Genomic DNA, 21,335 nt, shown 5'->3' on the forward strand with positions numbered 1-21,335 from the left:
GTGCCATTAGTCTCGGCAGCATGGATCACGGCCGAATGAGCACCGCGGACGCCCCCCTCGCCGGCATCCTCGTCGCCGACTTCTCCCGCATCCTCGCCGGCCCGCTCGCCACCATGACGCTCGCCGACCTGGGCGCGCGGGTGATCAAGGTGGAGCGGCCGGGGGACGGGGACGACACCCGCTCCTGGGGGCCGCCGTTCTCCGCGACCGGGTCCACCTATTTCGAGAGCGTCAACCGCAACAAGGAGTCGGTGTGCCTCGACCTCGCCGACCCGGTCGACCTCGGCCTGGCCCGGGAGCTGATCTCCCGCGCCGACGTGGTCGTGGAGAACTTCCGGCCGGGCGGCATGCAGAAGCTCGGCCTGGGCTACGACGAGGCGAGAGCCACCAACCCGGGCGTCGTCTACGCGTCGATCTCCGGATTCGGCAGCGCGGCCGGCCGCGACCTGCTCGGCTACGACTTCGTGGTGCAGGCGCTCGGCGGCCTGATGAGCATCACCGGCGAGCCGGACGGCCCGGCGCTCAAGGCCGGCGTCGCCCTCGTCGACGTGCTCACCGCGAAGGATGCCGCGGCCGGCATCCTCGCGGCGCTCCTGCGCCGGGCGTCCTCCGGTCTGGGCGCCCGGCTCGAGTTGAACCTCCTGTCGAGCCTGCAGGGCGCGCTCGCCAACCAGGCCCAGGCCGTGCTCGGCGCCGGGGCGGTCCCCGGGCGGCTGGGCAACGCGCATCCCTCGATCGCGCCGTACGAGACTCTCGAGTGCGCGGACGGACCGATCGCCGTCGCCTGCGGCAACGACGGGCAGTTCCGGCGCCTGGCGGCGGTGCTCGGGGTCGCCGAGCTCGCCGACGACCCGCGGTTCGCGAGCAACCCCCTGCGTGTAGCGAATCGGGCGACCCTCGTGCCACTGCTCGAGGGGCGACTTCAGCTGGCGGGGGCCGCCGAGTGGCAGCGCCGGCTCACGGCCGTGAACGTGCCGGCCGGTCGAGTCGGCACGATCGCCGACGGCCTCGCGCTCGCCTCGAGTCTCGGCCTCGAGCCGACCATCGACGTCGTCGACGCGGCCGGGGCGGTGGTCGCCACGCAGGTGCGGCATCCGATCGGCTGGAGTCCGCCGATCCCGCTCCGAAACTCCGCGCCGCCCCTCCTGGGGGAGCAGGATGCGGCCGTGCGCGAGTGGCTGGGCGGCTGACGGCCGTCAGCCCGAGACGGCTCGATGACGCAGAGCCACCCACAGCGTGGCGGCGGTGTCCGGATCGGTGAGGTCCGCGCCGACTAGTTCGGTCGCCGTCGCGATCCGGTGGCGAAGGGAGTTGCGGTGGATGCCGAGCTCGCGCGCGGTGCTCTCCCACTGCCCGCGATGGGCGAGGTAGCAGCGCACCGTCTCGGTGAGGTCGCCGCGCGCATGCCGACCCAGGGCCTCCAACCAGGCCGCGCCGCGGTCGTCGGCGGTGTCGTTCACGGCGACGATCGTGCCGGCCCGCGCGGTGCGGCAGGCGAAGGCGACCGGCCCGACGGCGGCGGCCACCGCCCGGAGGGGGAGTGGCGCGCTGAGGGCGGCGGCGAAGTCGCCCCGGAGTGTGCCGCCTCCGGACTCGGTGGCCCGGCCCGCGCGCCCCTCCGGCAGGATCAGCACGCGGACGCCGCCCGCGGTGGCGCGCAGCATCGACGCCGAGACCCGGTCGCGCAGCCCGGCGGGGAGCAGATCGGAGTTCGGCCCGGCGGCCAGCGACCCGACGATCGCGCCGAGATCGGGGGAGTCGAGTGCCGCCCCGTCCCCGCGGAGCGCGAAGACCCGGGCGAAGTCGCCGAGCGGCGGCATCCCGCTGTGCTCGGCGGCCACGCGCGCCGCGTCGACGTGACCGGCCAGGATGAGCGCCGCGATGGCGCCGCCCAGCGCCGCCTCCACCCGCGACGCCTCCTGTGCCCGCTGGGCGGTGAGCGACAGCAGCATGCACGACGTGAGGATGAGCTGGCGGTCTGCCGTGCGCAGTCCGCGCCCCGCCCCGACGGCGAGGAAGCCCACGGTGCGCCTGCCGACCACGATGGCGTGTTCGACCACATCCGTTCCGTTCAGCGGGAAGGTGGCCGCCGAGTATGTGCCCACGAGGTTGAGCCTGGCCGACTCGAGGCGCAGCAAGGGCACGACGTCCGCGGCGCTCGCCGGCCAGACCGTCGCCGTGCCGCCGTCCGCCGGAAGGTAGGCGGCCCACCCGCCGAGGCCCTGGGCGAGGGAGCTCACGATGGCCTGGGCCGCGTCGTCGCGGGTCGCCGCGCGGGCGAGGGCGGTCTGCAGGCTGAGGCGGGAGGCCAGGTCGGCCTGTTCAGACCTGCCGACGAGCTGCCAGAAGCCGCGGGAGACGTGCATGAAGGGAACGGCCTCCGGCACGAGCAGCAGCGGAAGCCCGGCAGCGGCACAGGCCGACACGAGTTCCGGATCGACCAGGTCCGTTCCGGCGCCGAGACCGAGCCCCAGCGCCGAGACCCCCTTCGCGGCCAGCCTGCCCACGTAGTCGCGGATCCCGACAGCCCCGCCGGTGAGCGGGATTCCGGTGGTGAGCAGCAGTTCCCCGCCCTCCAGGTACGGGGTGGGATCGGCGAGTTCGGAGATGTGCACCCCGGTGAGGGCGTGGGGCCCGATCGGACCGGGAGCCGCCGGGCGCAGCTCTCCGCCGAGGCGGTCGCACAACTGCTCCAGGGTGACCATCCGCGCTCCTCCCGGCCGGTTGGGTCACTTTATCTAATTCCGCTGCAAAATGGGTCTAATCATCCACTGACCGCGGCACGCCCCGTGGCTACATTGGCCTCATGGCCCCCACACTCCCCGCCCTGCCCCAGTCCCGTCACCTCGCCCAGCCCATCCCCGGCCCGCGATCCCGCGAGCTGCAGGCGCAACGCAACGGAGAGGTGACCTCGGCGTTCGGCACCGCGCTGCCCGTCTTCATCGACCGTGCGGAGGGCGGCATCCTGCTGGACGTCGACGGCAATCGCATCATCGACTTCGCCTCGGGGATCGCCGTCACGAGCGTCGGGGCCAGCAACGCCTTCGTGCAGGCCAGGGTTGCGGCCCAGCTTGAGCGCTTCACCCACACCTGCTTCATGGTCACCGAATACGACGGCTTCACGGAGGTCTGCCGCTGGCTCAACGCGCACACCCCCGGCTCGTTCGACAAGCGCAGCGCCCTCTCCTCCACCGGCGCGGAGGCCGTCGAGAACGCGATCAAGATCGCCCGGGCCGCCACCGGCCGCCCGAACGTGCTCGTGTTCGACGAGGCCTATCACGGCCGGTCCCTGCTCACCATGGCGATGACGGCGAAGGAGAACCCGTACAAGCTCGGTTTCGGCCCGTTCCCCGAGCAGATCGTGCGCGCGCCCAATGCCGCTCCGCTGCGCTGGCCCGGAGGCGCCGCGAACGCCGCCGCCGAGGCGTTGGCCGAGGTCGAGGGCATCCTCGCCGAGCGCGGCCCGGAGTCGTTCGCGGCCATCGTCATCGAGCCCATCCAGGGCGAGGGCGGGTTTCTCGTGCCGGCCGAGGGCTTTCTGGCCGGGCTGCGGAAGATCGCGGATGCCCACGGGATCGTCTTCGTCATCGACGAGATCCAGGCCGGCATGGGCCGCACAGGCACCCTCTTCGCGAGCGAGCACGAGGGCGTCGAGGCCGACCTCATCGTGACGGCGAAGGCGCTCGGCGGCGGCCTGCCGCTCTCCGCCGTCACCGGTCGCACCGAGCTGATGAACGCGGTGCACGCCGGCGGCCTCGGGGGCACGTACGCGGGCAATCCGCTCGCCTGCGCCGCCGCGCTCGGGGTCTTCGAGGCCTTCGAAGACGGCTCGCTGCTTGCCGCCGCCGGCGTCATCGAGAGGCTCGTCCGAGCCCACCTCGAGCCCCTGCTCGGCTCGGTCCCCGTCGTCGCCGAGGTGCGCGGTCGCGGGGCCATGATGGCCATCGAGTTCGCCGATCCGATCACGCTCGAGCCGCGGACGGATGTGACCAAGGCCGTCGTGGCGGCCTGCCACGCCGCGGGAGTGCTCGTGCTGTCCTGCGGCACCCACGGAAACGTGATCCGGCTGCTCCCGCCGCTCGTCATCGGCACCGAGTTGTTGGAGGACGGCCTCCGGGTGCTGGCGGCGGCAATCGTCGAACAGTCCGCCGAGGCATCCGCCCTTCGGCACGCGGCGACGGCGTGACCCTCCCGCTCGCCGACGTCGGCGAGGACCCCAGCTTCGATCCGGCAACGGGTGAGCGCACCGGAGGCGTCGCCCACTCGACCCCGGAGGAGGTCGCCCGTGTGCTGGACCTGGCGGAGCGCGCGGCTCCCCGGCTCTCCGCGGCAAGCCCGGTGGCCAGAGAGACCTGGGTCGCCGCCGCGGCCGATGCCGTGCTCGCCGCCTCGGCCGAGCTCGTCGACCTCGCTCGAGCAGAGACCGGGCTCGGCCCGGACCGCCTCGAGGGAGAGCTCGCGCGGATGGCGGCGAGCGCCCGGTTCTACGCGGCCGCCGCCGTAGAGGGCAGCTACCTTGGCGTGAGCCGCGACGACCTGCCCGGCGGGTCATCGCTCGTGCGCTGGAACATTCCGGTGGGGGTGGTCGCCGTGTTCGGCGCGAGCAACTTCCCGTTCGGGTTCGGCATCTTCGGCCATGACGTCGCCTCAGCGCTGGCCGCCGGCTGTCCGGTGGTGGTGAAGGCCCACCCGGCGCATCCGCGCCTCAGCGTGCGCCTCGGCGCGATCGTGCGGGGCGCCCTCCGAGACGCCAGCGCCCCCGATGGCTGCTTCGATGTGGTCGTGGGCTTCGACTCCGGGCTCCGGCTCGTGGACTCGCCCGTCGTGCGCGCCGTGGCCTTCACCGGCAGCCAACGCGGCGGAATGGCACTCGTCGAGCGGGCGGCCCGCCGTGGCGTGCCGGTCTTCGCCGAGATGGGCACGGTCAACCCGGTGCTGGTCACGCCCGCCGCGGCGAGCGATCGGGGGGCGATCGCGCGGGGATTCGTCGACTCGTTCACGCTCGGGGCCGGGCAGTTCTGCACGAAGCCCGGCCTCATCCTCGTGCCGGCCGGGCACGGCTTCGTCGACTCCATCGCCGAGGCCGTCTCCCGGGTGCAGGCGGCCCCTCTGCTCACCGCGGCGATCGCCGCCGCGTACGAGGGCGGCGTCTCGCAACTGGTCGCCGCGAGCGAAGGCGCGCCGGCCACCGGGGTCACGGAGCCGCTGCCCGGATTCTCTGCCGCCGCCCGCGCCATCCCGGTGGCGCTCGACCGGCTGACTCCCGGATCGCGGCTGCTCGAGGAGTGTTTCGGTCCGGTCGCGCTCGTCGCGGAGTACGACGACCTGGAGTCGGCCCTGGCGGCCCTCGATCGGCTGCAGCCCTCGCTCGCGGCGTCCGTGTTCACCGGGGAGGACGACGCGGATGCCGCCGACGCGATCGCGAGACTGACCGGGCGGGTGGGCCGCGTCGCCGTCAACTCGTGGCCGACCGGCGTCGCGACGACCTGGTCGCAACAGCACGGCGGACCGTGGCCGGCCACCTCCCGGCCGGAGGCGACGAGCGTGGGCGCCGGCGCCCTTTCCCGCTTCGTGCGACCGGTGAGCCTGCAGAACGCGTCGACCGACCAGCTTCCCGCGCCGCTGCGGCCCGAGAATCCCTGGAAGCTCCCGCGCCGCCTCAACGGCCGACCGACCCTGCCACACTAGCCAGACGCCCAGCAAAGGAAACCGATGCCCGAGAATTCCGACCTCATTGACGTCGACTCCCTGCTCACCGAGCGCGAGCTCGAGCTGCGCCGCACGGTGCGCGCGTTCGTGGACGCGGAGATCAAGCCGCACATCGCGGGCTGGTACGAGAACGCGGAGTTCCCCACCGGCATCATCCCGCGGCTGGCCGAGCTGGGCCTGCTCGGCATGCACCTCACCGGCTACGGCTGCCCGGGCAGGAGCGCCGTGGAGTACGGCATCGCGGCCCTCGAGCTCGAGGCCGGGGACTCCGGCCTGCGCACCTTCGTGAGCGTGCAGGGGTCGCTCGCGATGACGGCCATCCACCGGCACGGCTCAGAGGAGCAGAAGCAGGAGTGGCTTCCGCGGATGGCGGCGGGCACGGCCATCGGATGCTTCGGCCTCACCGAGCCGACGGCCGGATCCGACCCGGGGAGCATGACCACCTTCGCCAGGCGAGACGGCGACGACTGGGTGATCAACGGCACCAAGCGCTGGATCGGACTCGCCTCGATCGCGGACGTCGCCGTCATCTGGGCGATGACGGACGACGGCATCCGCGGCTTCCTCGTGCCGACCGGCACGCCCGGTTTCGCGGCCACGGTCATCCCGCAGAAGCTCTCGATGCGGGCCTCGATCCAGTGCGAGATCGAGCTGACCGAGGTGCGACTGCCCGGATCGGCGATGCTGCCGAAGGCGAAGGGCCTGCGCGGCCCGTTCGAGTGCCTCAACGAGGCGCGCTACGGCATCATCTGGGGGGTCATGGGGGCCGCCCGCGACAGCTACCTCGCCGCGCTGGACTACTCGAAGGAGCGACTCCAGTTCGGCCGGCCGCTCGCCGGCTACCAGCTCACCCAGGAGAAGCTGGTGAACATGGCCATCGAGATCAACAAGGGCACCCTGCTGGCGCTGCAGCTGGGCCGGTTGAAGGACGCCGGCGCGCTGCAGCCGCACCAGATCTCCATCGGCAAACTCAACAACTGCCGCGAGGCGATCCAGATCGCCCGGGATGCCCGAGCGATGCTCGGCGGCAACGGCATCACTCTCGACTACTCGCCGCTGCGTCACGCCAACAACCTGGAGAGCGTGCGCACCTACGAGGGCACCGACGAGGTGCACACCCTCGTGATCGGCAGCCACATCACGGGCATCCCGGCCTTCCGCTGACCTGCTGCGGCACCACGCTGCCGAAGACCGTCACTGTCCGGTGTCATCGGTGATACCATATCGACGTGCCCATGACGCTCCGCTTGACCGACGATGAAGCGGATGCTCTGCGTCGACGTGCGGAGTACGAGTCCCGATCCATGCAGGACATCGCCAAGCAGGCCGTGCGTGAATACGTGGAGAATCACAGTCGTCGAGACCTCCTGAGAACCGTTCTCGATGAGGAGCTCCCGCGCTATGCCGAAGCCCTTGAACGACTCGGAAAGTGATCTACCTCACCTACCCGGATCTCCTCTACATCGGTCAGCGCGCCCTTGGAGGCGACATGCCGGTGCGGGACCAGGGGCTCCTCGAGTCGGCACTCGCTCGTCCGCGCGCTAGCGCATTAGGAACGGACGCGTACGAGACTCTCGCCGAGAAGGCGGCGGCGCTGACTCACTCGCTGGCTCGGAATCACGGACTGATCGACGGCAACAAGCGATTGACTCTCGCCGCCCTGATCGCCTTCCTTGGTATGAACGGAACTCGGCTGACCTGGTCAAATGACGAGGCGTACGAGTTCATAGTGGATGTCGCATCCGGGCGAATAGATGAGGTTCTCGATATCGCCGACCGAATCTCGCGGGGCAGCGAAGGGCGCTGAGCCGCCCCGCGGCGTCCCTAGACGGACAGGTCGGCATCCTCGGCAATCGCCAGGAGCTCACTCGAACGTGCCCGTTTGTCGCGAGCGGGCAGCGCACACCAGCGACAAACGAGCACGTTCACGGGTTCCCCCGAGGCGCTACTTGAGAATGCGAACCATCTTGCGGTTCACGAACTCCTCGATGCCGAACCGGCCGAGTTCGCGCCCGAAGCCGCTCCTCTTGATTCCGCCGAACGGGAGCTCCGGGCTGTCGAGCCCGACACCGTTCACGAACACCATGCCGGCCTCGATCTGGTCGGCGACGCGCAGCACCTGCTCGCGGTCTGTCGAGAAGAGGTAGGAGCCGAGGCCGAACGGGGTGTCGTTCGCGAGGGTCACGGCCCCCTCCTCGTTCGCCACGCTGTAGACGATCGCGACGGGTCCGAAGAACTCCTCGTGGTGGGCGTCCATCTCGGGGGTGACGCCGGTGAGCACCACCGACGGAAAGTAGGTGCCGTTGCGCTCTCCCCGAGCCACCACGGTCGCGCCCTGGGCGATGGCCCGCTCCACCTGCTCGTCGAGGCGGTCGGCGGCGAGGGCGGACGACAGCGGCCCGAGCACGGTGCCCTCGGCCATCGGGTCGGACGGCACGGGCTCGGTGATCTTGGCGGTGAAGCCCTCGAGGAAGTCGTCGTACAGGTCGGCGATCACCACGAAGCGCTTGGCCGCGTTGCAGGCCTGGCCGTTGTTGTCGATGCGACCCGCGACGGCCGCATCCACCGTCGCGTCCAGGTCGTCGGTGCTGAGCAGGATGAACGGGTCCGACCCGCCGAGCTCGAGCACCACCTTCTTGAGGTTGCGCCCGGCGACCTCCGCCACCGCGGCGCCGGCCCGCTCCGAACCGGTGAGCGAGACCCCGACGAGGCGAGGATCGGCGATCAGCTCGGCGATCTGCTCGTTCGAGGCGTAGATGTTGCGATAGGCGCCCGCGGGGAATCCGGCGTCGGTGAACATCTGTTCGATCGCTGCCGCCGACTCCGGGCACTGACCGGCGTGCTTCAGCAGGATGGTGTTGCCGAGCACTAGGTTGGGTCCGGCGAACCGGGCCACCTGGTAGTAGGGGAAGTTCCACGGCATGATGCCGAGGAGGGGGCCGAGCGACGAGCGGCGCACGAATGCGCTGCCCTCCCCGTCCAGCAGTTCGATCTGCTCGTCGGCCAGGAACTTCTCGCCGTTGGTGGCGTAGTAGGAGTAGATGGCCGCGCTGAAGTCCACCTCGCCCAGGGCCTGCTCGAGTGGCTTGCCCATCTCCCGCACGATGATCTCGGCGAGGGCCTCGCGGCGCTCGACGTGCAGATCGGCGACCCGCTGCACGAGGGCGGCGCGCTCGCCGATGGTCGTCGTTCTCGACCAGGTGCGGTGGGCAGTCTCGGCCGCGCCGAGGGCATCGTTCAGCTGGGCATCCGTGGCCGGCGTGAAGACGGGTCCGCGGTCTCCGGTTGCAGGATTGGTGACGACATATTCGCTCATGCTTGCTCCTCGATATCTCTCGTCGGCGGCTCCCCGTCCGTCGCGCGCTGCGTCCTCGCATCGGGCACCGGTCCGGTTCGTCCACCGCTTCGTTTCAACGAAACCTCAGGAGAAATCTACGGGATGAACCTGTGCCGCGACCACGGGCGGCCGCCGTTCAGAACGTCCAGCTGCCGGCGCCCACTCGCTGCGCACCGAGTCCGGGAACCGTGACGAGTGCCGTGGCCCCGACCGGGACCTCCACCTCCATCGTCAGTGCCCCGGCGAGGCGGCGCCAGGAGACACTCGCGCGACCGTATGGCGTCTCGACGGAGGCCGAGGCGTGCTCGAGAGAGTCCGTGAGCGCGGGTGCCACGATGATCTCCCGCCAGCCCGGCCCCCCGGGGCGCAACCCGGCGACCCATCCGGTCAACCAGTCGTCGATCGTGCCCAGGAAGTAGTGACCGCGCGAGCGCGACTCGAGCTTCCAGTGTTCCCAGGCGGAGGTCGCCCCGTTCGCGAGCCAGTGGCCCCAGCTCGGAAAGTCGGTCTGCATCGCCACGGCGAACGCCGTCTCGGTGTGGCCCCAGTCGCTGAGCACCGGCAACAGGTACTTCGTGCCGAGCGCCCCCGTGTCTAGCCGGTAGCCCCGGCCGCGAACCTCCGCGGCGAGCCTCGCGGCCACCCGTTCGGCAAGGTCGTTGTCGGTCAGGATGCCGAACGCGAGGGTGAGGGCGTTGTGGGTCTGGCGGTAGCCGTCGTCGTTCTCGCCGCGCACGACTCCGCCGTCGGCGTCCACGAAGGTTCGCACGAAGGCGGCGCGAACGCGCTCCGCCTCGGAGCGCCACGAGCGGGCATCGGCCGGCCTGTCGAGAACGACGGCGGCCTGCGCCAGCACGTCCAGCATCCGGAAGAGGTACGCGGTCGCCGGCACTCGACTGTCCTCCGGCGCGTTGCCGCCTCCGGGGTCGGTCTCGGGGCTGACCCAATCGCCCAGGATGGTGTCGGCGATTCCGCCCGGCGATCGGCCGAGCTCGAATCGCAGGTAGTCGGCCATTCCCTCGAAGTGCCGCTCCAGCACCGCGGTGCTACCGGTGTGGCGATAGAGGTCCCACGGCACGAGCAGGTAGGCCGCGTGCCAGACCGGCGCCCTCGTGCCGACCCCGAAGAACCCGGCGTTCGGGGCGATCAGGGCGGGCGCGCCTCCGTCGGGCCGTGTGTCGGCGATGTCGTCGACCCACTTCTCGAGCAGCACCCGCGAGTCGAGGTCGGTGAGGAACATGTCGGCCCCGACGAGGCCATCCCCCGTCCAGCCGTTCTTCTCGAACTTGGGGGTGTCCGTGGGCAGACCGTGGAGGTTGTTCAGCATCGTGTCCACGACGATGCGGTGGATGCGTGCCAACCGGGCCTCGGATGCCTCGAAGGTCGAGGTCTCCGCGGCGTCGGTGTGCACGACCCGGGCCTCGATGTCGCCGGGCTCCGGCGCGCCACCCGGCCATCCCGTCACCTGCACGAACTGGAAGCCCTTGTAGGAGAAGCGCGATTCCCAGCTCTCCGTGCCGCCGGCGAGTGTCACGACATCGGTCTGGAATCCGTCGGAGAAGTACCCCTTCTCGTCGTCGATGTTGGGAGTGCCGTCTGCCGTCAGTTGCTCGCCGTAGCGCAACTCGATGCGGTCGCCCGCTCGGCCCCGCACGGTGATCCGCACCCAGCCGGCGATCACGCGAGGGAACGCGATCACGAAGACGCCGGGGCGAGGCTCGGTCACCGCCGCGGCGGGGAGGGTCTCGGTGACCCGGATCGGCTGTTGAGTCTGGGCCTGAAGCGTTCCGCGTGGGCCGTCGGCCGGGGCGGCGGGAGACCAGTCCGAGGCATCGTGGCCAGGTCGGTCGAAGCCGGGCCGCTCGCGGCGGGCATCGTAAATCTCGCCGCCGTAGAGGTCGTCGAGCACGGTCGGCCCACCGGTGGTCAGCCAGGTCTGGTCGGTCACGAGGTCGAGGGTGTCTCCCGTGGCCAGCCGGATCCGCAACAACGCCCGCACGCACGGTTCGTCGTGCCAGGGCGCCTTGTGCCACGACCAGGTGTTCGGATTCGTCATGCCGTAGAAGCCGCGCCCGAGCTCGAGACCGATGGCGTTGTCGCCCTCGTGCAGCAGCGCGGTGACCTCGGTCGCGACGTATTGCACCCGCCGGTCGTAGTCGGTGAAGCCGGGGGAGAGCACGTCGTCGCAGACGGGCCGGCCGTTCATCGTGGCCCTGGCGTACCCACCGGCGGCGACGACGAGTATCGCGGACACGGGCTCCGCGGAGAGTGAGAATTCCCGCCGAAGCAGCGGGGCGGCGAGCCGGCCGCTCCGAGCGAGGTCGCGAGTGCTCGGCCGGTCCTGGTCGAGGTGCCGTGCGCTGTCTGCCCGGGCGTCGCCGCCGATCCAGCGGGCGCCCAGCCAGTCGGCCTCGCCGGCGAGGCCGGTGACGAAGGATGCGTCCGCGGTGACAACCTGGCCCCCGACCGTAGCCTCCACCCTCCACTCGTAGCGCGTGAGCGACCGCAGCGGTGGTCCCGCATAGCGCAGCTGGGGGAGTGCCCCCGGCCGGTACCGCTCGAGTCCGGAGTCCCAGACCGTGGAACTCGACCCGCTCACCGGGTCTGCCTCCGCGACCAGCACCCGCGCGGCATCGCTGACTCCTTCGTCGGGTTGGGCGTGCTCCGTGTGGGTCGCGAGCGACGGCGTCGCACCGGCGACAGCGTGAGCACCAGAAGCTACGATATGGATGCCCGACGCATTCGAATAGGACTTCACGTGCAGAATATGGACCACAGCGGCGCACCCGGCGGAGGAGCCCTTGGCGCACTGGTGGAATCCACCGTGATGGTGCACGCCAACCACTACCAGTTCAGCCCCGGCCAGGACTTCTCGGTGCGGGTGATCGGCAGCCGCATGATGCTCTGGGGAATTTCCGGGGCGGGCCGCGTGGTCACTGCGCGGGGAACCCTGGACCTCGAACCCGGGGTGGTTCTTCTGCTGCCCTGGCGCCACGACATCCGCTACCTCGCGGACCGGCGGGATCCCTTCCTCACCGGAGCGGTGCACCTGCTGCCCTGGCACGCGCCCGGCGAGCCGATCGAACCACGGGCGGGCCACGGCGACCAGGATCCGTTGAACTCCTCGCCGCTGCGGCAGAACGTGGAGTGGCCGGGATTCTCGCGCCAGCGGGTCTATTCCGGCGCGGCGGCCGAGCGGCTCATCAGGCTCGGCGAGTCGGCGGTCGACCAGTTCACCGAGCGGGATCCGGACGAGGCGGGCATGCGTGCGTTCGGCCTCCTGATCGGTCGCACGATCGCCGCGCTCCGAGTGGAGAGCGGCTCGGACGACTCGGTTCCGCCGAGCCTCACCGCCATGCAGGAGTACGCCAGGTCCCACCTCGAGACCCCCCTCACCACCGAGGTGCTCGCCGGGGTGGGGGCGTGCAGCGTCTCGACCGCCGAGCGCCAATTCCGCCGCTTTGCCGGCCGGTCTCCGCGGGACTGGATTCGACACGAACGCCTCACCGGAGCCGCCAGGATGCTGCGCACCAGCAACCGGCGGATCGGCGAGATCGCCGCGGACTTCGGCTTCGACGACGCCCTGTATTTCTCCCGCGTCTTCAAGGCCGAATACGGCGTTCCGCCCAGCCGGTACGGTCGGCGCGCGCCGCTCATCTGACCGTCACGGCGGGGTCGAAGTCGAGGTCGACTCGGAGAAGACGGGCATGCCTAATAAATCCATCGTTTTGAATAAAACCTTGACGCGGCTCCGTCGGCGTCCGTACTGTAACGATTCAACCGATGCGGCAGGCAGTGTCTGCGGCGTCACTTCGCGTTGATGACGACAGGAGTACACGATGGAGTGTCGATTTCGAGGACGGCAATGACGCCGCAATGGTCGCGGATTCCGCGCACCCACCCCGCCCCCACCGACGTCCCGCGGCGCACGATTCTCGCCGCGCTGGTGCTCGGTGGCGCGACGGCCGCTGGACTGTCGGCGTGCACCGTGGTGTCGGGCGGAGTCGGTAGCGCCAGCACCGACGGCTACCGGCTGGCCAGGGAGGCGGGGCCCGGGCGGGAGCGCACGATCGAGATCTTCAACATCTGGGGAGGCATGACCGGCAACGCCTGGGTCAGCATCGCCGAGCTCTACGAGAAGTCGCAGACGCACACCGGCGTCAAGGTGACCTACGCCCCAGCCTCCGCCGACAGCCAGGTGCGGCTGCTCACCTCCATCGCCGCCGGCTCGCCGCCCGACGTGGCATTCGTGCAGCCCGAGCAGTATCCGCAGTTCGCGGGGCTGGGTGTGATGAACGACCTCGATCCGTATCTCCAGCGGTCCGGCCTCGGTGAGAAGGACTTCGTGCCTGCCGTCTGGTCTCAGATGTCGATCACCGGACCCGTATATTCCCTCCCCGGCATGGTCGACGTGAACTTCCCGTTGTTCTGGAACAAGAAGCTCTTCTCGGCCTCTGGACTCGACCCGAACGAGGGTCCGAAGACCATCGACGACATGGACCGGATGAGCGCGGCAATCCTCAAGAAGAAGGACGGCCGGGTGCAACAGGTCGGCACCATCCCGTGGTCGTACTACGGCTACAGCAACTCGATGTACACGCTCGGCTACGCCTTCGGGGGCAAGTTCGTCTCCGACGACAACGGCACGGTCACCCCCGACCACGAGAACAACATCACGGCGCTGACCTGGATGTGCGACTACGCGAAACGCGTCGGCGGCGCCGCCCACCTGGCGGTCACCTCTCCGACGCAGGTGCTCCCCGCCATCGCCGGCGGCACGATCGGCATGGCCCCGATGACCGCGACCGACGCGGGCAACGTGAAGACGAACGCCCCGAAGGTCGAGCTGGGGTCCGGCCTCTTCCCATACGCGGAGGGCCTCGGCGAGCCGGGCGGCGCGACCTGGCTGGGCGGCTGGTCCGTTTTCATCCCGAAGGGGGCCGCGTATCCGGACTCGGCGTGGGACTTCATCCAGTTCGCCACGACCACCGCCGAGGGCACGATCGAGAACTTCAAAAAGCAGCGGGCCGTTCCCGAGCTGAAGTCCTCGCCCGTGCTCAAGACCCTGGCCAAGGATCCGTTCTTCTCGATCTTCACCGAGGCCCTGAGCAGCTGCAAGAACGTGCGACCGACGATCCCCGTCGCCGGCACCTATGGACAGCAGCTCGACATCTACGTGGGGCAGGCGATCTTCGGCCAGCTCACCCCCCAGCAGGCGATGAAGAAGGTCGCAGACAACGTCAACACCGAATGGGATCGCTTCAGAAAGGATCACCAATCATGAGCGTGCTCACCCACTGGATTCCCCGCACGCGCACGCAGCGCCGCAACTTCGGCTGGGGGCTCGCCTTCACATCGCCGGCCATCATCGGCCTGATCCTGTTCATGGGCTACCCGATCGTCAACTCGCTGATCAACAGCTTCACCACGGCGAGCCTGCTCGGCGGGGCGAAGCGGTTCATCGGGTTCGACAACTACCGACAGCTGATGGGCGACGACCAGTGGTGGCTCTCGCTGGCCAACACCCTGGTGCTCACTGCGGTCTCGGTGCCGCTCGGCATCGCCGTGGCGCTCGGCCTCGCGCTGCTGCTCAACATGAACGTGAAGGGACTCGGAATCTACCGGGTGATCTTCTTCCTCCCCTCGATAGTGCCCATCGTTGCCTCGGCGGTGATCTGGGCCTATGTGCTCAATCCGCAGTTCGGCGTGATCAACAACGTGCTGAGCGTCTTCGGCATCAAGGGCCCCGGCTGGCTGAGCGACCCCGCGTGGTCGAAGCCCGCCCTGATCCTCTTCGGCCTGTGGGGCGTCGGCAACCTGATGATCATCCTGCTGGCCGGCCTGCAGGGGGTGCCGAGCGATCTGCTCGAGCAGGCGCAGCTGGACGGCGCGGGATGGTGGCAGCGGTTCCGCAACGTGATCGTGCCGTTCATCAGCCCGCAGTTGCTCTTCGCCACCATCACCGGGCTGATCGCCGGGTTCCAGTACTTCGCTCCACCGTTCGTGCTCACGGGAGGCTCGGGCGAACCGGCCGGCTCGACCCTCGTCTCCGGGGTGTACCTCTACCAGAACGCGTTCTACAACTTCAAACTCGGGTATTCGAGCGCGATCGGCTGGGTGCTGTTCGTGATCATCGCGATCGTGTCGATCGCCGCGTACCGGCTCATGGGCCGACGCGTCTACTACGGAGGAGCAGCCTCATGACATCCATCTCGACACGGCGTGCGCTCGACACGACCGGGGCGAAGTCCGGCCGTCCAGCGACTCCCGCCCATCGGCGGCTCACCTGGCCGCGCATCGCCGAGGCCATGACCAAACACGCGCTGCTCATCGTGCTGAGCGTGATCTTCCTGATGCCGCTGTTCTGGATGGCGAGCGGGTCGTTCAAGACGATCACCGACATCGGCGCCTTCCCCGTCGACTGGTTCCCGAAGAAGATCACCACCGGCAACTACACCTACGGGCTCAGCGCGTTTCCCTTCCTGCGCTACCTGCTCAACACGCTGCTGATCTGCATCCCCAGCATGATCGGGGCGGCGCTCTCGAGTGCGCTCGTGGGCTACGGGGTGTCCCGCATCCGCTGGCCCTGGCGCAACGGCCTGTTCGGCCTGCTCGTGGCCACGATGATGGTCCCGTTCTACGTGACGATGGTCCCGCTCTTCAGCGCCTACCGCCAGATCGGCTGGACCGGCACCTACCTCCCGCTGATCGTGCCCACGTTCTTCGGCATACCGTTCTTCATCTTCCTGATGAGGCAGTTCTTCCTCGGCATCCCGAACGCCCTGACCGATGCCGCGAGGGTGGATGGCGCGGGCGAGCTGCGCATCGTCTTCCAGGTGATCCTGCCCCTCTGCAAGCCCGCCCTCGCGGCCGTGGCCCTGTTCCAGTTCCTGGCGTCGTGGGGCGACCTGCTCGGGCCGCTGCTCTACCTCGGAGACACCTCCACCTACACCCTGTCGCTCGGCCTCACCTTCTTCCAGGGGGCGGAGGGCGACACCTCGCCCGGGCCGCTCATGGCGATGAGCACGCTCATCCTGGTGCCGGTGATTGTGCTGTTCTTCTTTGCCCAGAAGACCTTCATCCAGGGGATCACGATGTCCGGGATCAAGGACTGACGTGGCCACGAGAGTCGTGCCCGATGCGCGCTCCGGCTCCTGGGGGCGTCCCCGTTGGCTAACGTGGGAGGCGGCAGAGGCAACCGGCAAGCGCGAGGCGAGTCGCCATGGATATCACGGTCTGGGTGAAGCCCGGCAGCCGCAAGGGACCCCTCGTCGAGGAGGGCGAGGATCGTCTGGTGGTCTTCCTGCGGGAACGGGCCGTGGACGGGAAGGCGAACGACGCCCTCATCGGGGTGCTCGCCGCGCACTTCGGCGTGCCGAAGAGCGCCGTCAGCATCCTGCACGGCCAGGCGTCCCGGGCGAAGCGCGTGCGCATCGGCGGGTCGCAGCCGGCGGACTGAGGACTTTCGGACCTGTCGGGCCACGTCCGGCCCGGTTAGCCTTGGCCCGATGGGCAAGTCAAGAAGATCTCGGATGAGCGGAGAATCGAATGGCGACGGACGGCAGAACACGGGTCACGGTGCGGGACGGACAGTGGGGATTCGCCTTCCTGCTGGCGTACATCGGTGCCGCCATCTACTTCATTTCCACCTCGGACGGCACATTCTGGGCCGTGATCCTGGGGCTGCTGCAGGCGCTCGTCTGGCCGGTCTACGTCGTCTATCACGTGCTGCTGGCCATCGGCGCCTGACCGCACGGCGAGGCCAGTCGCTCGGGTGCGGGAGAATGGACCGATGAAAACATTCACTCCGCCGCAGACGACCCTCAACGCCTCGAACGTCATCCTCGGCCTGATGAGGATCTCCGAACTCGACGACGAGGAGATCCGCACTCTGGTCGGCACGGCACGCGATGCCGGCATCAACTTCTTCGATCACGCCGACGTCTACGGTGGCGCACACGGATGCGAGAGGCGCTTCGGCGAGGCCGTCACGTTCACGCCGGCCGACCGCGAGACCGTCATCATCCAGTCCAAGGTGGGCATCCGCAACGGGTTCTTCGACTTCTCCCGGGAGCACATCCTGCGCACGGTGGACGAGTCGCTCGAGGCGCTCAACACCGAGTACCTCGACATCCTGCTGCTGCACCGTCCGGACACCCTGGTCGAGCCCGACGAGGTCGCCGCGGCCTTCGACACGCTCCACAGTTCGGGCAAGGTGCGCAACTTCGGCGTGTCGAACCAGCCCCCCGGGCAGATCGAACTCCTCAAGCGGTCCGTGAGCCAGCCGCTCGCCTTCAACCAGGTTCAGCTGAGCATCACGCACGCGCCGCTGATCGCGGCCGGGATTGCCGCGAACATGGCGGGGCTCGACCAGTCGATCGATCGCGACAATGGGATCCTCGACTACAGCCGCCTCAACGACATCACGCTTCAGGCTTGGTCGCCGTTCCAGAAGGGCTTCTTCGACGGGGTGTTCCTCGGCGACCGGGAGAACTTCGGGCCGCTCAACGACGCCCTCGATGAGATCGCGGCCGCCCACGGAGTCACGCCCACCGGCATCGCCGTCGCCTGGATCACCCGGCATCCGGCCAACATCCAGGTCGTGCTGGGAACGACCAAGCCCGAGCGGGTGAAGGACTCCGCGGCCGGGTCGGAGATTCCGCTCAGCCGCGAGGAGTGGTACCGGCTCTTCACCGCCGCGGGCCACATCCTGCCGTAGCGACCTCGTTCGCCCCAGCGCGAAAAGGTCATCAGAGCGATGGATGGCGGCACGACCTCGGAGTGATGTTTCTTCAGCTGCGGCAACGCAGTCTGGAGGAATGAACAAATCGAGCTCGGCCACCATCCTCGCCCTGGGCGTGCTTGCCGCCTTCGGCCTGACCGGCTGCACCGCCATCGCCGAGCAACTGCATCACGAGGCATCCCACACGTTCAGCTCGACGACGGACCTGGCGGGCAACTGGAACAGGTCGGTGCCGTGGCTGCCGGCGGATGCCACCGAGATCCGCACCCACGAGTCGACCACCGGCGACCCGGCGATCCTGCGGGCAGACACGAAGACGAAGCTCGACCCGGCCAGATGCGCGGAGATTGACCGGCAGTCCGCGCCCACCTTCGACGAGCCATGGTCGCCGAAGTCGGTCTACGTGGACAAGGTCTGGGTCTGCGGGGACTGGGCGGTGATTCCCACCGACAACGGATGGTTCGGCTGGACTCCGGTCGACCCCGACGAGAAGGCACTGTCGCCCGTCGGCTGCGGGGAATCCGCTTTCCGACGATCGGAGCCGGCGCGTGTTAGAGTCCACTTGGGGAACCGAGTCGGGCTCGACAGTCGTTCAGAACGCGGTTTCCTCGACCACGTGCCCTGCCTGGGGGAGTCTCGACAGCACGTCCACACATCGACCTGTAACGGTGAATCACAGAGGCGCGTCAGCGCCTCGCCAAAAAACTCGTTTGCAGGTGCACGGTGTCTCAGCCTTCCCCGGCAGTCCGGCGTCGATCGTCCGTGTCCCACTTCGACTCGATTGTCTGCTCGTGATGGACGTCGGGCCGAACATCCCCAGCCGGTTCGCACAACCCATGCACTGTCCGGAGTGCGCCGGCTGGATGAAGACAGTCCACAACCCGTACTACGGGGTCGGTCTGGCGACCCATCACTACATTCGCGTCTGCGAGGCGTGCGGGAATTCCACGTTCATTTCGGAGTCGGCGGTGCGCGAGTACCTGGAGTTGCTGCTGAACGCCGCTCCCGAGTGTCGAGCCCGCGCCAAGAGGTCCTGGTGGGCGTGGTTGGCGGGCTGAGCCAGCTCTGCTCAGGCGGGCGCTCCGGCGATGTTCACGAGCCACGGGATGCCGAACTTGTCGACACACATGCCGAAGGAGTCGCCCCAGATCGCCGTCTCCAGGGGCATCGTCACGGTGCCACCCTCGATGAGCTTCTCCCAGTAGCCGCGCATTGCCGGCTCGTCTGACTTGGGCCCGCTCAGCGAGATGGAGATGTTGTTGCCGGGGTTGTACGGCAGGCGCTGGGGAGTATCCGAGGCCATGAGCGTGAGACCGGTGTCTGTGGTCAGGGCGGAATGCATCACGAGATCGGCCTCGGACGCATCCTGGCTGGCGTGGAAGTCGTCGAACGTGCTGATGACGAGTTCTCCGCCGAACACCGACTTGTAGAACGTGATGGCTTCCCTGGCGTTGTCGCGAAAGCTGAGGTACGGATTCAGTGTGACGGTCATGATGGTCTCCTTCGAGTTTGATGAGGGCGGCTCCACTCTTCCACCGTGACCGCGCGAGGGGAAGGGTGTTGCCTGGCCACCGCTTCCGTGCGGCGGAGAGCGATGTGAGAGGCTGAGTCGATGTTCGCCGTACAGCTGACCGAAACCGCCGAATTGCGCCCGCTCGAGGTCTGGCACGCTACCGAGTTCGCGGCTCACCTGGACCGTGCCCGTGAGCACATCCGCCCGTGGGTCGGTCCGAGCTTCCTCTCCGAAGGTGTCCCGGGCGCCCGCGCGACGCTCTCGCGCTACGCCGAGCAGACGGCGCGTGACGGCGCGCGGATCTTCGGCATCTGGCACGAGGGCGTGCTCGTCGGCGGCGTGATGTTCGTGGACTTGAACGCGGCCGCCGGCACGTGCGAGCTGGGTTGCTGGCTGCAGCCGGATGCGGAGGGTCGAGGGCTCATCACGCTCTCCTGCCGCGCCCTGCTCGACTGGGCATTCGGCGTGCGAGGCATCCACCGTGCCGAATGGCGCTGCCGCGCGGACAACGAGCGCAGCGCGGACGTTGCTCGGCGGCTGGGGATGACCTTCGAAGGCACGCTGCGCGAGGCGTGGAAGGTCGGGGACATCTTCCACGACAAGCAGGTCTGGTCGATTCTGCGCTCGGAGTCTGTGACCGCGCGAGGCTGACCATTGGCCCTCCCTCTCCGCGAGAGTTGACAGCGCGCGGGAGCCGTGACTACCTAGACACCACTGCATTTACCGACCAAGGAGCACCATGGCCGTTCGCGCCGATCTCAATCTCTCCCTCGACGGCGTCGCCGTCACCGCCGACCAGACTCCGGAAAACGTGTTCGGCGAGGACTGGGGCCGATTGGTCGCCCCGTACGTCGCGACGCGCACCTTTCGCGAACGGGTGATGCACGAGGGGAGCGGCCTGGGCACCACCGGGGTCGATGATCGCTACGCGCAGGCCTACTTCGAGGGAATCGGGGCCGAGATCATGGGCGCCGGGATGTTCGGATTCCACACCTACCCGGACGACCCCAACTGGCGTGGCTGGTGGGGAGAGGAGCCGCCGTTCGGCTTCACCGTGCTCGTCCTCACCCACACTGCGCGCCCTCCGATGGAGTTCCCGAACGGCACGCGGTTCGAATTCCGCACCGCGACTCCCCAGGAGGCGCTCGAGGAGGCACGGCGGCTGGCCGGTGACGGCGACATCCGCATCGGCGGGGGAGCGAGTGTGGTGCGCGACTTCCTCCGGGCCGGGCTCGTCGACCGCCTGCACGTGGCCCTCACACCCATCGTCCTCGGCCGCGGTTCCCGCCTCTGGGACGATCTGCATCTGCTCGAGGACGGGTACGACGTGTCATCCGAGGTCGCGGAGAGCGGCGTCATCCACGTGACCTTCAGTCGCTGAGCATCGGCTCAATTCATGAAGAGCTCAGGACTCCGAGGGGACCAGGGGCAGCTCGGGTCCATAGTTCCAAGAAAGGATGGCCGGCTGCTCGCGGTAGAAACTGAGCACGGACACTGATCCGGCATCCAGAGTGATCTGGGCCGCGAACCGTGGGGCCATCCGCAGGAACACGGCCGTCAGGATGCGCAGAAAGTGGCCGTGCGCGATCAGGGCGACATCTCCCTCCGCCATCGCGGGCAGCACTCGGGTAAGCACGCGCGAGGCGCGCGCGGCGACCTCTTCCACAGTCTCGCCGGGCGTCTGCCCACGAATCACGCCGTGGGTGAAAGCACTCCAGTTGTAGCCGAGTTCGCTTCGAATGTCGCGCGAGGTACGCCCTTCGTAGCCGCCGTAGTCCCATTCCACGAGGAGCGGATCGACCTCGGCATGCAGGCCCGCCAGTTCGGCGGTCCGCTGCGCGCGCTGCAGAGGCGAGCTCAGGACCAGTGAGAAATCGTAGCCAGCGACCAACCGACCCGCGCCGCGGGCAAGCTCCTCACCGCGAGCAGTGAGCGGAACATCCGTGAGTCCTGTGTGGCGTCCTTCCTTGGACCACTCCGTCTCCCCATGGCGCAACAAAACCAACTTCCCCGAAGGGTTGTCGGGAGCGGGG

Annotated in this window: 22 protein-coding genes; 16 read left to right on the top strand and 6 right to left on the bottom strand. The window is 68.9% G+C overall.

Annotated elements, in window-relative coordinates; translation table 11 throughout:
* Positions 1 to 20: 20 nt before the first annotated feature.
* A complete protein-coding gene (locus tag ACHZD8_RS06065; protein WP_394769265.1) occupies positions 21 to 1,190 on the top strand; it encodes a CaiB/BaiF CoA transferase family protein in 1,170 nt (389 codons plus the stop codon).
* A 6-nt stretch (positions 1,191 to 1,196) separates the two neighbouring features.
* On the opposite strand, the gene ACHZD8_RS06070 is transcribed toward ACHZD8_RS06065, so the two are convergent.
* Positions 1,197 to 2,705 carry a PucR family transcriptional regulator gene (locus ACHZD8_RS06070; protein WP_394769266.1) on the bottom strand — a complete coding sequence of 503 codons (1,509 nt, stop codon included), beginning with the start codon at positions 2,703 to 2,705 and terminating at the stop codon, positions 1,197 to 1,199.
* Positions 2,706 to 2,806: 101 nt separating this feature from the next.
* Between ACHZD8_RS06070 and ACHZD8_RS06075 the strand changes: the two genes are divergently transcribed.
* From ACHZD8_RS06075 to ACHZD8_RS06095, 5 genes are all read left to right on the top strand, one after another.
* Positions 2,807 to 4,186 (top strand): aminotransferase class III-fold pyridoxal phosphate-dependent enzyme, encoded by a 1,380-nt coding sequence (locus ACHZD8_RS06075; protein ID WP_394769267.1) that lies wholly within the window; start codon positions 2,807 to 2,809, stop codon positions 4,184 to 4,186.
* Complete coding sequence (locus ACHZD8_RS06080) at positions 4,183 to 5,688, top strand: aldehyde dehydrogenase family protein (RefSeq protein ID WP_394769268.1); 1,506 nt, start codon at positions 4,183 to 4,185, stop codon at positions 5,686 to 5,688. The genes ACHZD8_RS06075 and ACHZD8_RS06080 overlap by 4 nt, the downstream gene beginning before the upstream one ends.
* A 24-nt stretch (positions 5,689 to 5,712) precedes the next feature.
* Entirely contained in the window at positions 5,713 to 6,873 is a 1,161-nt protein-coding gene (locus tag ACHZD8_RS06085) for an acyl-CoA dehydrogenase family protein (protein ID WP_394769269.1), read from the top strand.
* A 71-nt stretch (positions 6,874 to 6,944) separates the two neighbouring features.
* Complete coding sequence (locus ACHZD8_RS06090; RefSeq protein WP_394769287.1) at positions 6,945 to 7,142, top strand: hypothetical protein; 198 nt, start codon at positions 6,945 to 6,947, stop codon at positions 7,140 to 7,142.
* Entirely contained in the window at positions 7,139 to 7,516 is a 378-nt protein-coding gene (locus ACHZD8_RS06095; protein WP_394769270.1) for a type II toxin-antitoxin system death-on-curing family toxin, read from the top strand. Before ACHZD8_RS06090 ends, ACHZD8_RS06095 begins: the two co-directional genes overlap by 4 nt.
* Positions 7,517 to 7,654: 138 nt before the next feature.
* Here the strand turns inward: ACHZD8_RS06095 and ACHZD8_RS06100 are convergent, their stop codons facing one another.
* Both ACHZD8_RS06100 and ACHZD8_RS06105 read right to left on the bottom strand, forming a co-directional pair.
* Positions 7,655 to 9,025 (bottom strand): NAD-dependent succinate-semialdehyde dehydrogenase, encoded by a 1,371-nt coding sequence (locus ACHZD8_RS06100; RefSeq protein ID WP_394769271.1) that lies wholly within the window; start codon positions 9,023 to 9,025, stop codon positions 7,655 to 7,657.
* A 157-nt stretch (positions 9,026 to 9,182) separates the two neighbouring features.
* Positions 9,183 to 11,804, bottom strand: a complete 2,622-nt coding sequence (locus tag ACHZD8_RS06105; protein ID WP_394769272.1) for a family 78 glycoside hydrolase catalytic domain — start codon at positions 11,802 to 11,804, stop codon at positions 9,183 to 9,185.
* Positions 11,805 to 11,858: 54 nt separating this feature from the next.
* Here ACHZD8_RS06105 and ACHZD8_RS06110 point away from each other — a divergent pair, with 54 nt between their 5' ends.
* From ACHZD8_RS06110 to ACHZD8_RS06140, 7 genes are all read left to right on the top strand, one after another.
* On the top strand, positions 11,859 to 12,707 hold the full coding sequence (locus tag ACHZD8_RS06110) for a helix-turn-helix transcriptional regulator (protein WP_394769273.1): 849 nt from the start codon (positions 11,859 to 11,861) through the stop codon (positions 12,705 to 12,707).
* A gap of 204 nt (positions 12,708 to 12,911) precedes the next feature.
* Complete coding sequence (locus ACHZD8_RS06115; RefSeq protein ID WP_394769274.1) at positions 12,912 to 14,330, top strand: ABC transporter substrate-binding protein; 1,419 nt, start codon at positions 12,912 to 12,914, stop codon at positions 14,328 to 14,330.
* Positions 14,327 to 15,250 carry a carbohydrate ABC transporter permease gene (locus ACHZD8_RS06120; protein WP_394769275.1) on the top strand — a complete coding sequence of 308 codons (924 nt, stop codon included), beginning with the start codon at positions 14,327 to 14,329 and terminating at the stop codon, positions 15,248 to 15,250. Before ACHZD8_RS06115 ends, ACHZD8_RS06120 begins: the two co-directional genes overlap by 4 nt.
* Positions 15,247 to 16,161, top strand: coding sequence for a carbohydrate ABC transporter permease (locus ACHZD8_RS06125; RefSeq protein ID WP_394769276.1), 915 nt, complete (start codon positions 15,247 to 15,249; stop codon positions 16,159 to 16,161). Before ACHZD8_RS06120 ends, ACHZD8_RS06125 begins: the two co-directional genes overlap by 4 nt.
* A gap of 107 nt (positions 16,162 to 16,268) precedes the next feature.
* Positions 16,269 to 16,505 carry a DUF167 domain-containing protein gene (locus ACHZD8_RS06130; RefSeq protein ID WP_394769277.1) on the top strand — a complete coding sequence of 79 codons (237 nt, stop codon included), beginning with the start codon at positions 16,269 to 16,271 and terminating at the stop codon, positions 16,503 to 16,505.
* Between the two features lie 89 nt (positions 16,506 to 16,594).
* The gene (locus tag ACHZD8_RS06135) at positions 16,595 to 16,795 is read left to right on the top strand and encodes a hypothetical protein (RefSeq protein ID WP_394769278.1); all 201 of its coding nucleotides are present in this window, start codon (positions 16,595 to 16,597) and stop codon (positions 16,793 to 16,795) included.
* A gap of 43 nt (positions 16,796 to 16,838) precedes the next feature.
* Complete coding sequence (locus ACHZD8_RS06140; RefSeq protein ID WP_394769279.1) at positions 16,839 to 17,765, top strand: aldo/keto reductase family oxidoreductase; 927 nt, start codon at positions 16,839 to 16,841, stop codon at positions 17,763 to 17,765.
* A gap of 192 nt (positions 17,766 to 17,957) precedes the next feature.
* On the opposite strand, the gene ACHZD8_RS06145 is transcribed toward ACHZD8_RS06140, so the two are convergent.
* Positions 17,958 to 18,101: a hypothetical protein gene (locus ACHZD8_RS06145; protein WP_394769280.1), complete on the bottom strand. Its 144-nt coding sequence runs from the start codon at positions 18,099 to 18,101 to the stop codon at positions 17,958 to 17,960.
* Positions 18,102 to 18,652: 551 nt separating this feature from the next.
* Between ACHZD8_RS06145 and ACHZD8_RS06150 the strand changes: the two genes are divergently transcribed.
* Complete coding sequence (locus tag ACHZD8_RS06150; protein ID WP_394769281.1) at positions 18,653 to 18,847, top strand: hypothetical protein; 195 nt, start codon at positions 18,653 to 18,655, stop codon at positions 18,845 to 18,847.
* An 11-nt stretch (positions 18,848 to 18,858) separates the two neighbouring features.
* Here the strand turns inward: ACHZD8_RS06150 and ACHZD8_RS06155 are convergent, their stop codons facing one another.
* Positions 18,859 to 19,281, bottom strand: coding sequence for a VOC family protein (locus tag ACHZD8_RS06155; RefSeq protein WP_394769282.1), 423 nt, complete (start codon positions 19,279 to 19,281; stop codon positions 18,859 to 18,861).
* A 120-nt stretch (positions 19,282 to 19,401) separates the two neighbouring features.
* Here ACHZD8_RS06155 and ACHZD8_RS06160 point away from each other — a divergent pair, with 120 nt between their 5' ends.
* Together ACHZD8_RS06160 and ACHZD8_RS06165 are read left to right on the top strand one after the other, a co-directional pair.
* Positions 19,402 to 19,953, top strand: a complete 552-nt coding sequence (locus ACHZD8_RS06160) for a GNAT family N-acetyltransferase (RefSeq protein WP_394769283.1) — start codon at positions 19,402 to 19,404, stop codon at positions 19,951 to 19,953.
* A gap of 88 nt (positions 19,954 to 20,041) precedes the next feature.
* On the top strand, positions 20,042 to 20,683 hold the full coding sequence (locus ACHZD8_RS06165) for a dihydrofolate reductase family protein (protein ID WP_394769284.1): 642 nt from the start codon (positions 20,042 to 20,044) through the stop codon (positions 20,681 to 20,683).
* Positions 20,684 to 20,707: 24 nt separating this feature from the next.
* Here ACHZD8_RS06165 and ACHZD8_RS06170 read toward each other — a convergent pair.
* On the bottom strand, positions 20,708 to 21,335 hold a 628-nt coding region (locus tag ACHZD8_RS06170), incomplete at its 5' end, for a histidine phosphatase family protein (RefSeq protein WP_394769285.1).

It is taken from the genome of Lacisediminihabitans sp. (assembly GCF_043726815.1).
In the GTDB taxonomy this organism is placed as follows: domain Bacteria; phylum Actinomycetota; class Actinomycetes; order Actinomycetales; family Microbacteriaceae; genus Lacisediminihabitans.

What these genes read in the sequence shown, in the direction of transcription:
- ACHZD8_RS06140 (WP_394769279.1), top strand. Translation starts at nt 16,839, where the DNA reads ATGAAAACATTCACTCCGCCGCAGACGACCCTCAACGCCTCGAACGTC.
- ACHZD8_RS06150 (WP_394769281.1), top strand. Translation starts at nt 18,653, where the DNA reads ATGAAGACAGTCCACAACCCGTACTACGGGGTCGGTCTGGCGACCCAT.
- ACHZD8_RS06125 (WP_394769276.1), top strand. Translation starts at nt 15,247, where the DNA reads ATGACATCCATCTCGACACGGCGTGCGCTCGACACGACCGGGGCGAAG.
- ACHZD8_RS06070 (WP_394769266.1), bottom strand. Translation starts at nt 2,705, where the DNA reads ATGGTCACCCTGGAGCAGTTGTGCGACCGCCTCGGCGGAGAGCTGCGC.
- ACHZD8_RS06165 (WP_394769284.1), top strand. Translation starts at nt 20,042, where the DNA reads ATGGCCGTTCGCGCCGATCTCAATCTCTCCCTCGACGGCGTCGCCGTC.
- ACHZD8_RS06075 (WP_394769267.1), top strand. Translation starts at nt 2,807, where the DNA reads ATGGCCCCCACACTCCCCGCCCTGCCCCAGTCCCGTCACCTCGCCCAG.
- ACHZD8_RS06115 (WP_394769274.1), top strand. Translation starts at nt 12,912, where the DNA reads ATGACGCCGCAATGGTCGCGGATTCCGCGCACCCACCCCGCCCCCACC.
- ACHZD8_RS06090 (WP_394769287.1), top strand. Translation starts at nt 6,945, where the DNA reads ATGACGCTCCGCTTGACCGACGATGAAGCGGATGCTCTGCGTCGACGT.
- ACHZD8_RS06160 (WP_394769283.1), top strand. Translation starts at nt 19,402, where the DNA reads ATGTTCGCCGTACAGCTGACCGAAACCGCCGAATTGCGCCCGCTCGAG.
- ACHZD8_RS06085 (WP_394769269.1), top strand. Translation starts at nt 5,713, where the DNA reads ATGCCCGAGAATTCCGACCTCATTGACGTCGACTCCCTGCTCACCGAG.
- ACHZD8_RS06100 (WP_394769271.1), bottom strand. Translation starts at nt 9,025, where the DNA reads ATGAGCGAATATGTCGTCACCAATCCTGCAACCGGAGACCGCGGACCC.
- ACHZD8_RS06130 (WP_394769277.1), top strand. Translation starts at nt 16,269, where the DNA reads ATGGATATCACGGTCTGGGTGAAGCCCGGCAGCCGCAAGGGACCCCTC.
- ACHZD8_RS06135 (WP_394769278.1), top strand. Translation starts at nt 16,595, where the DNA reads ATGGCGACGGACGGCAGAACACGGGTCACGGTGCGGGACGGACAGTGG.
- ACHZD8_RS06065 (WP_394769265.1), top strand. Translation starts at nt 21, where the DNA reads ATGGATCACGGCCGAATGAGCACCGCGGACGCCCCCCTCGCCGGCATC.
- ACHZD8_RS06155 (WP_394769282.1), bottom strand. Translation starts at nt 19,281, where the DNA reads ATGACCGTCACACTGAATCCGTACCTCAGCTTTCGCGACAACGCCAGG.
- ACHZD8_RS06120 (WP_394769275.1), top strand. Translation starts at nt 14,327, where the DNA reads ATGAGCGTGCTCACCCACTGGATTCCCCGCACGCGCACGCAGCGCCGC.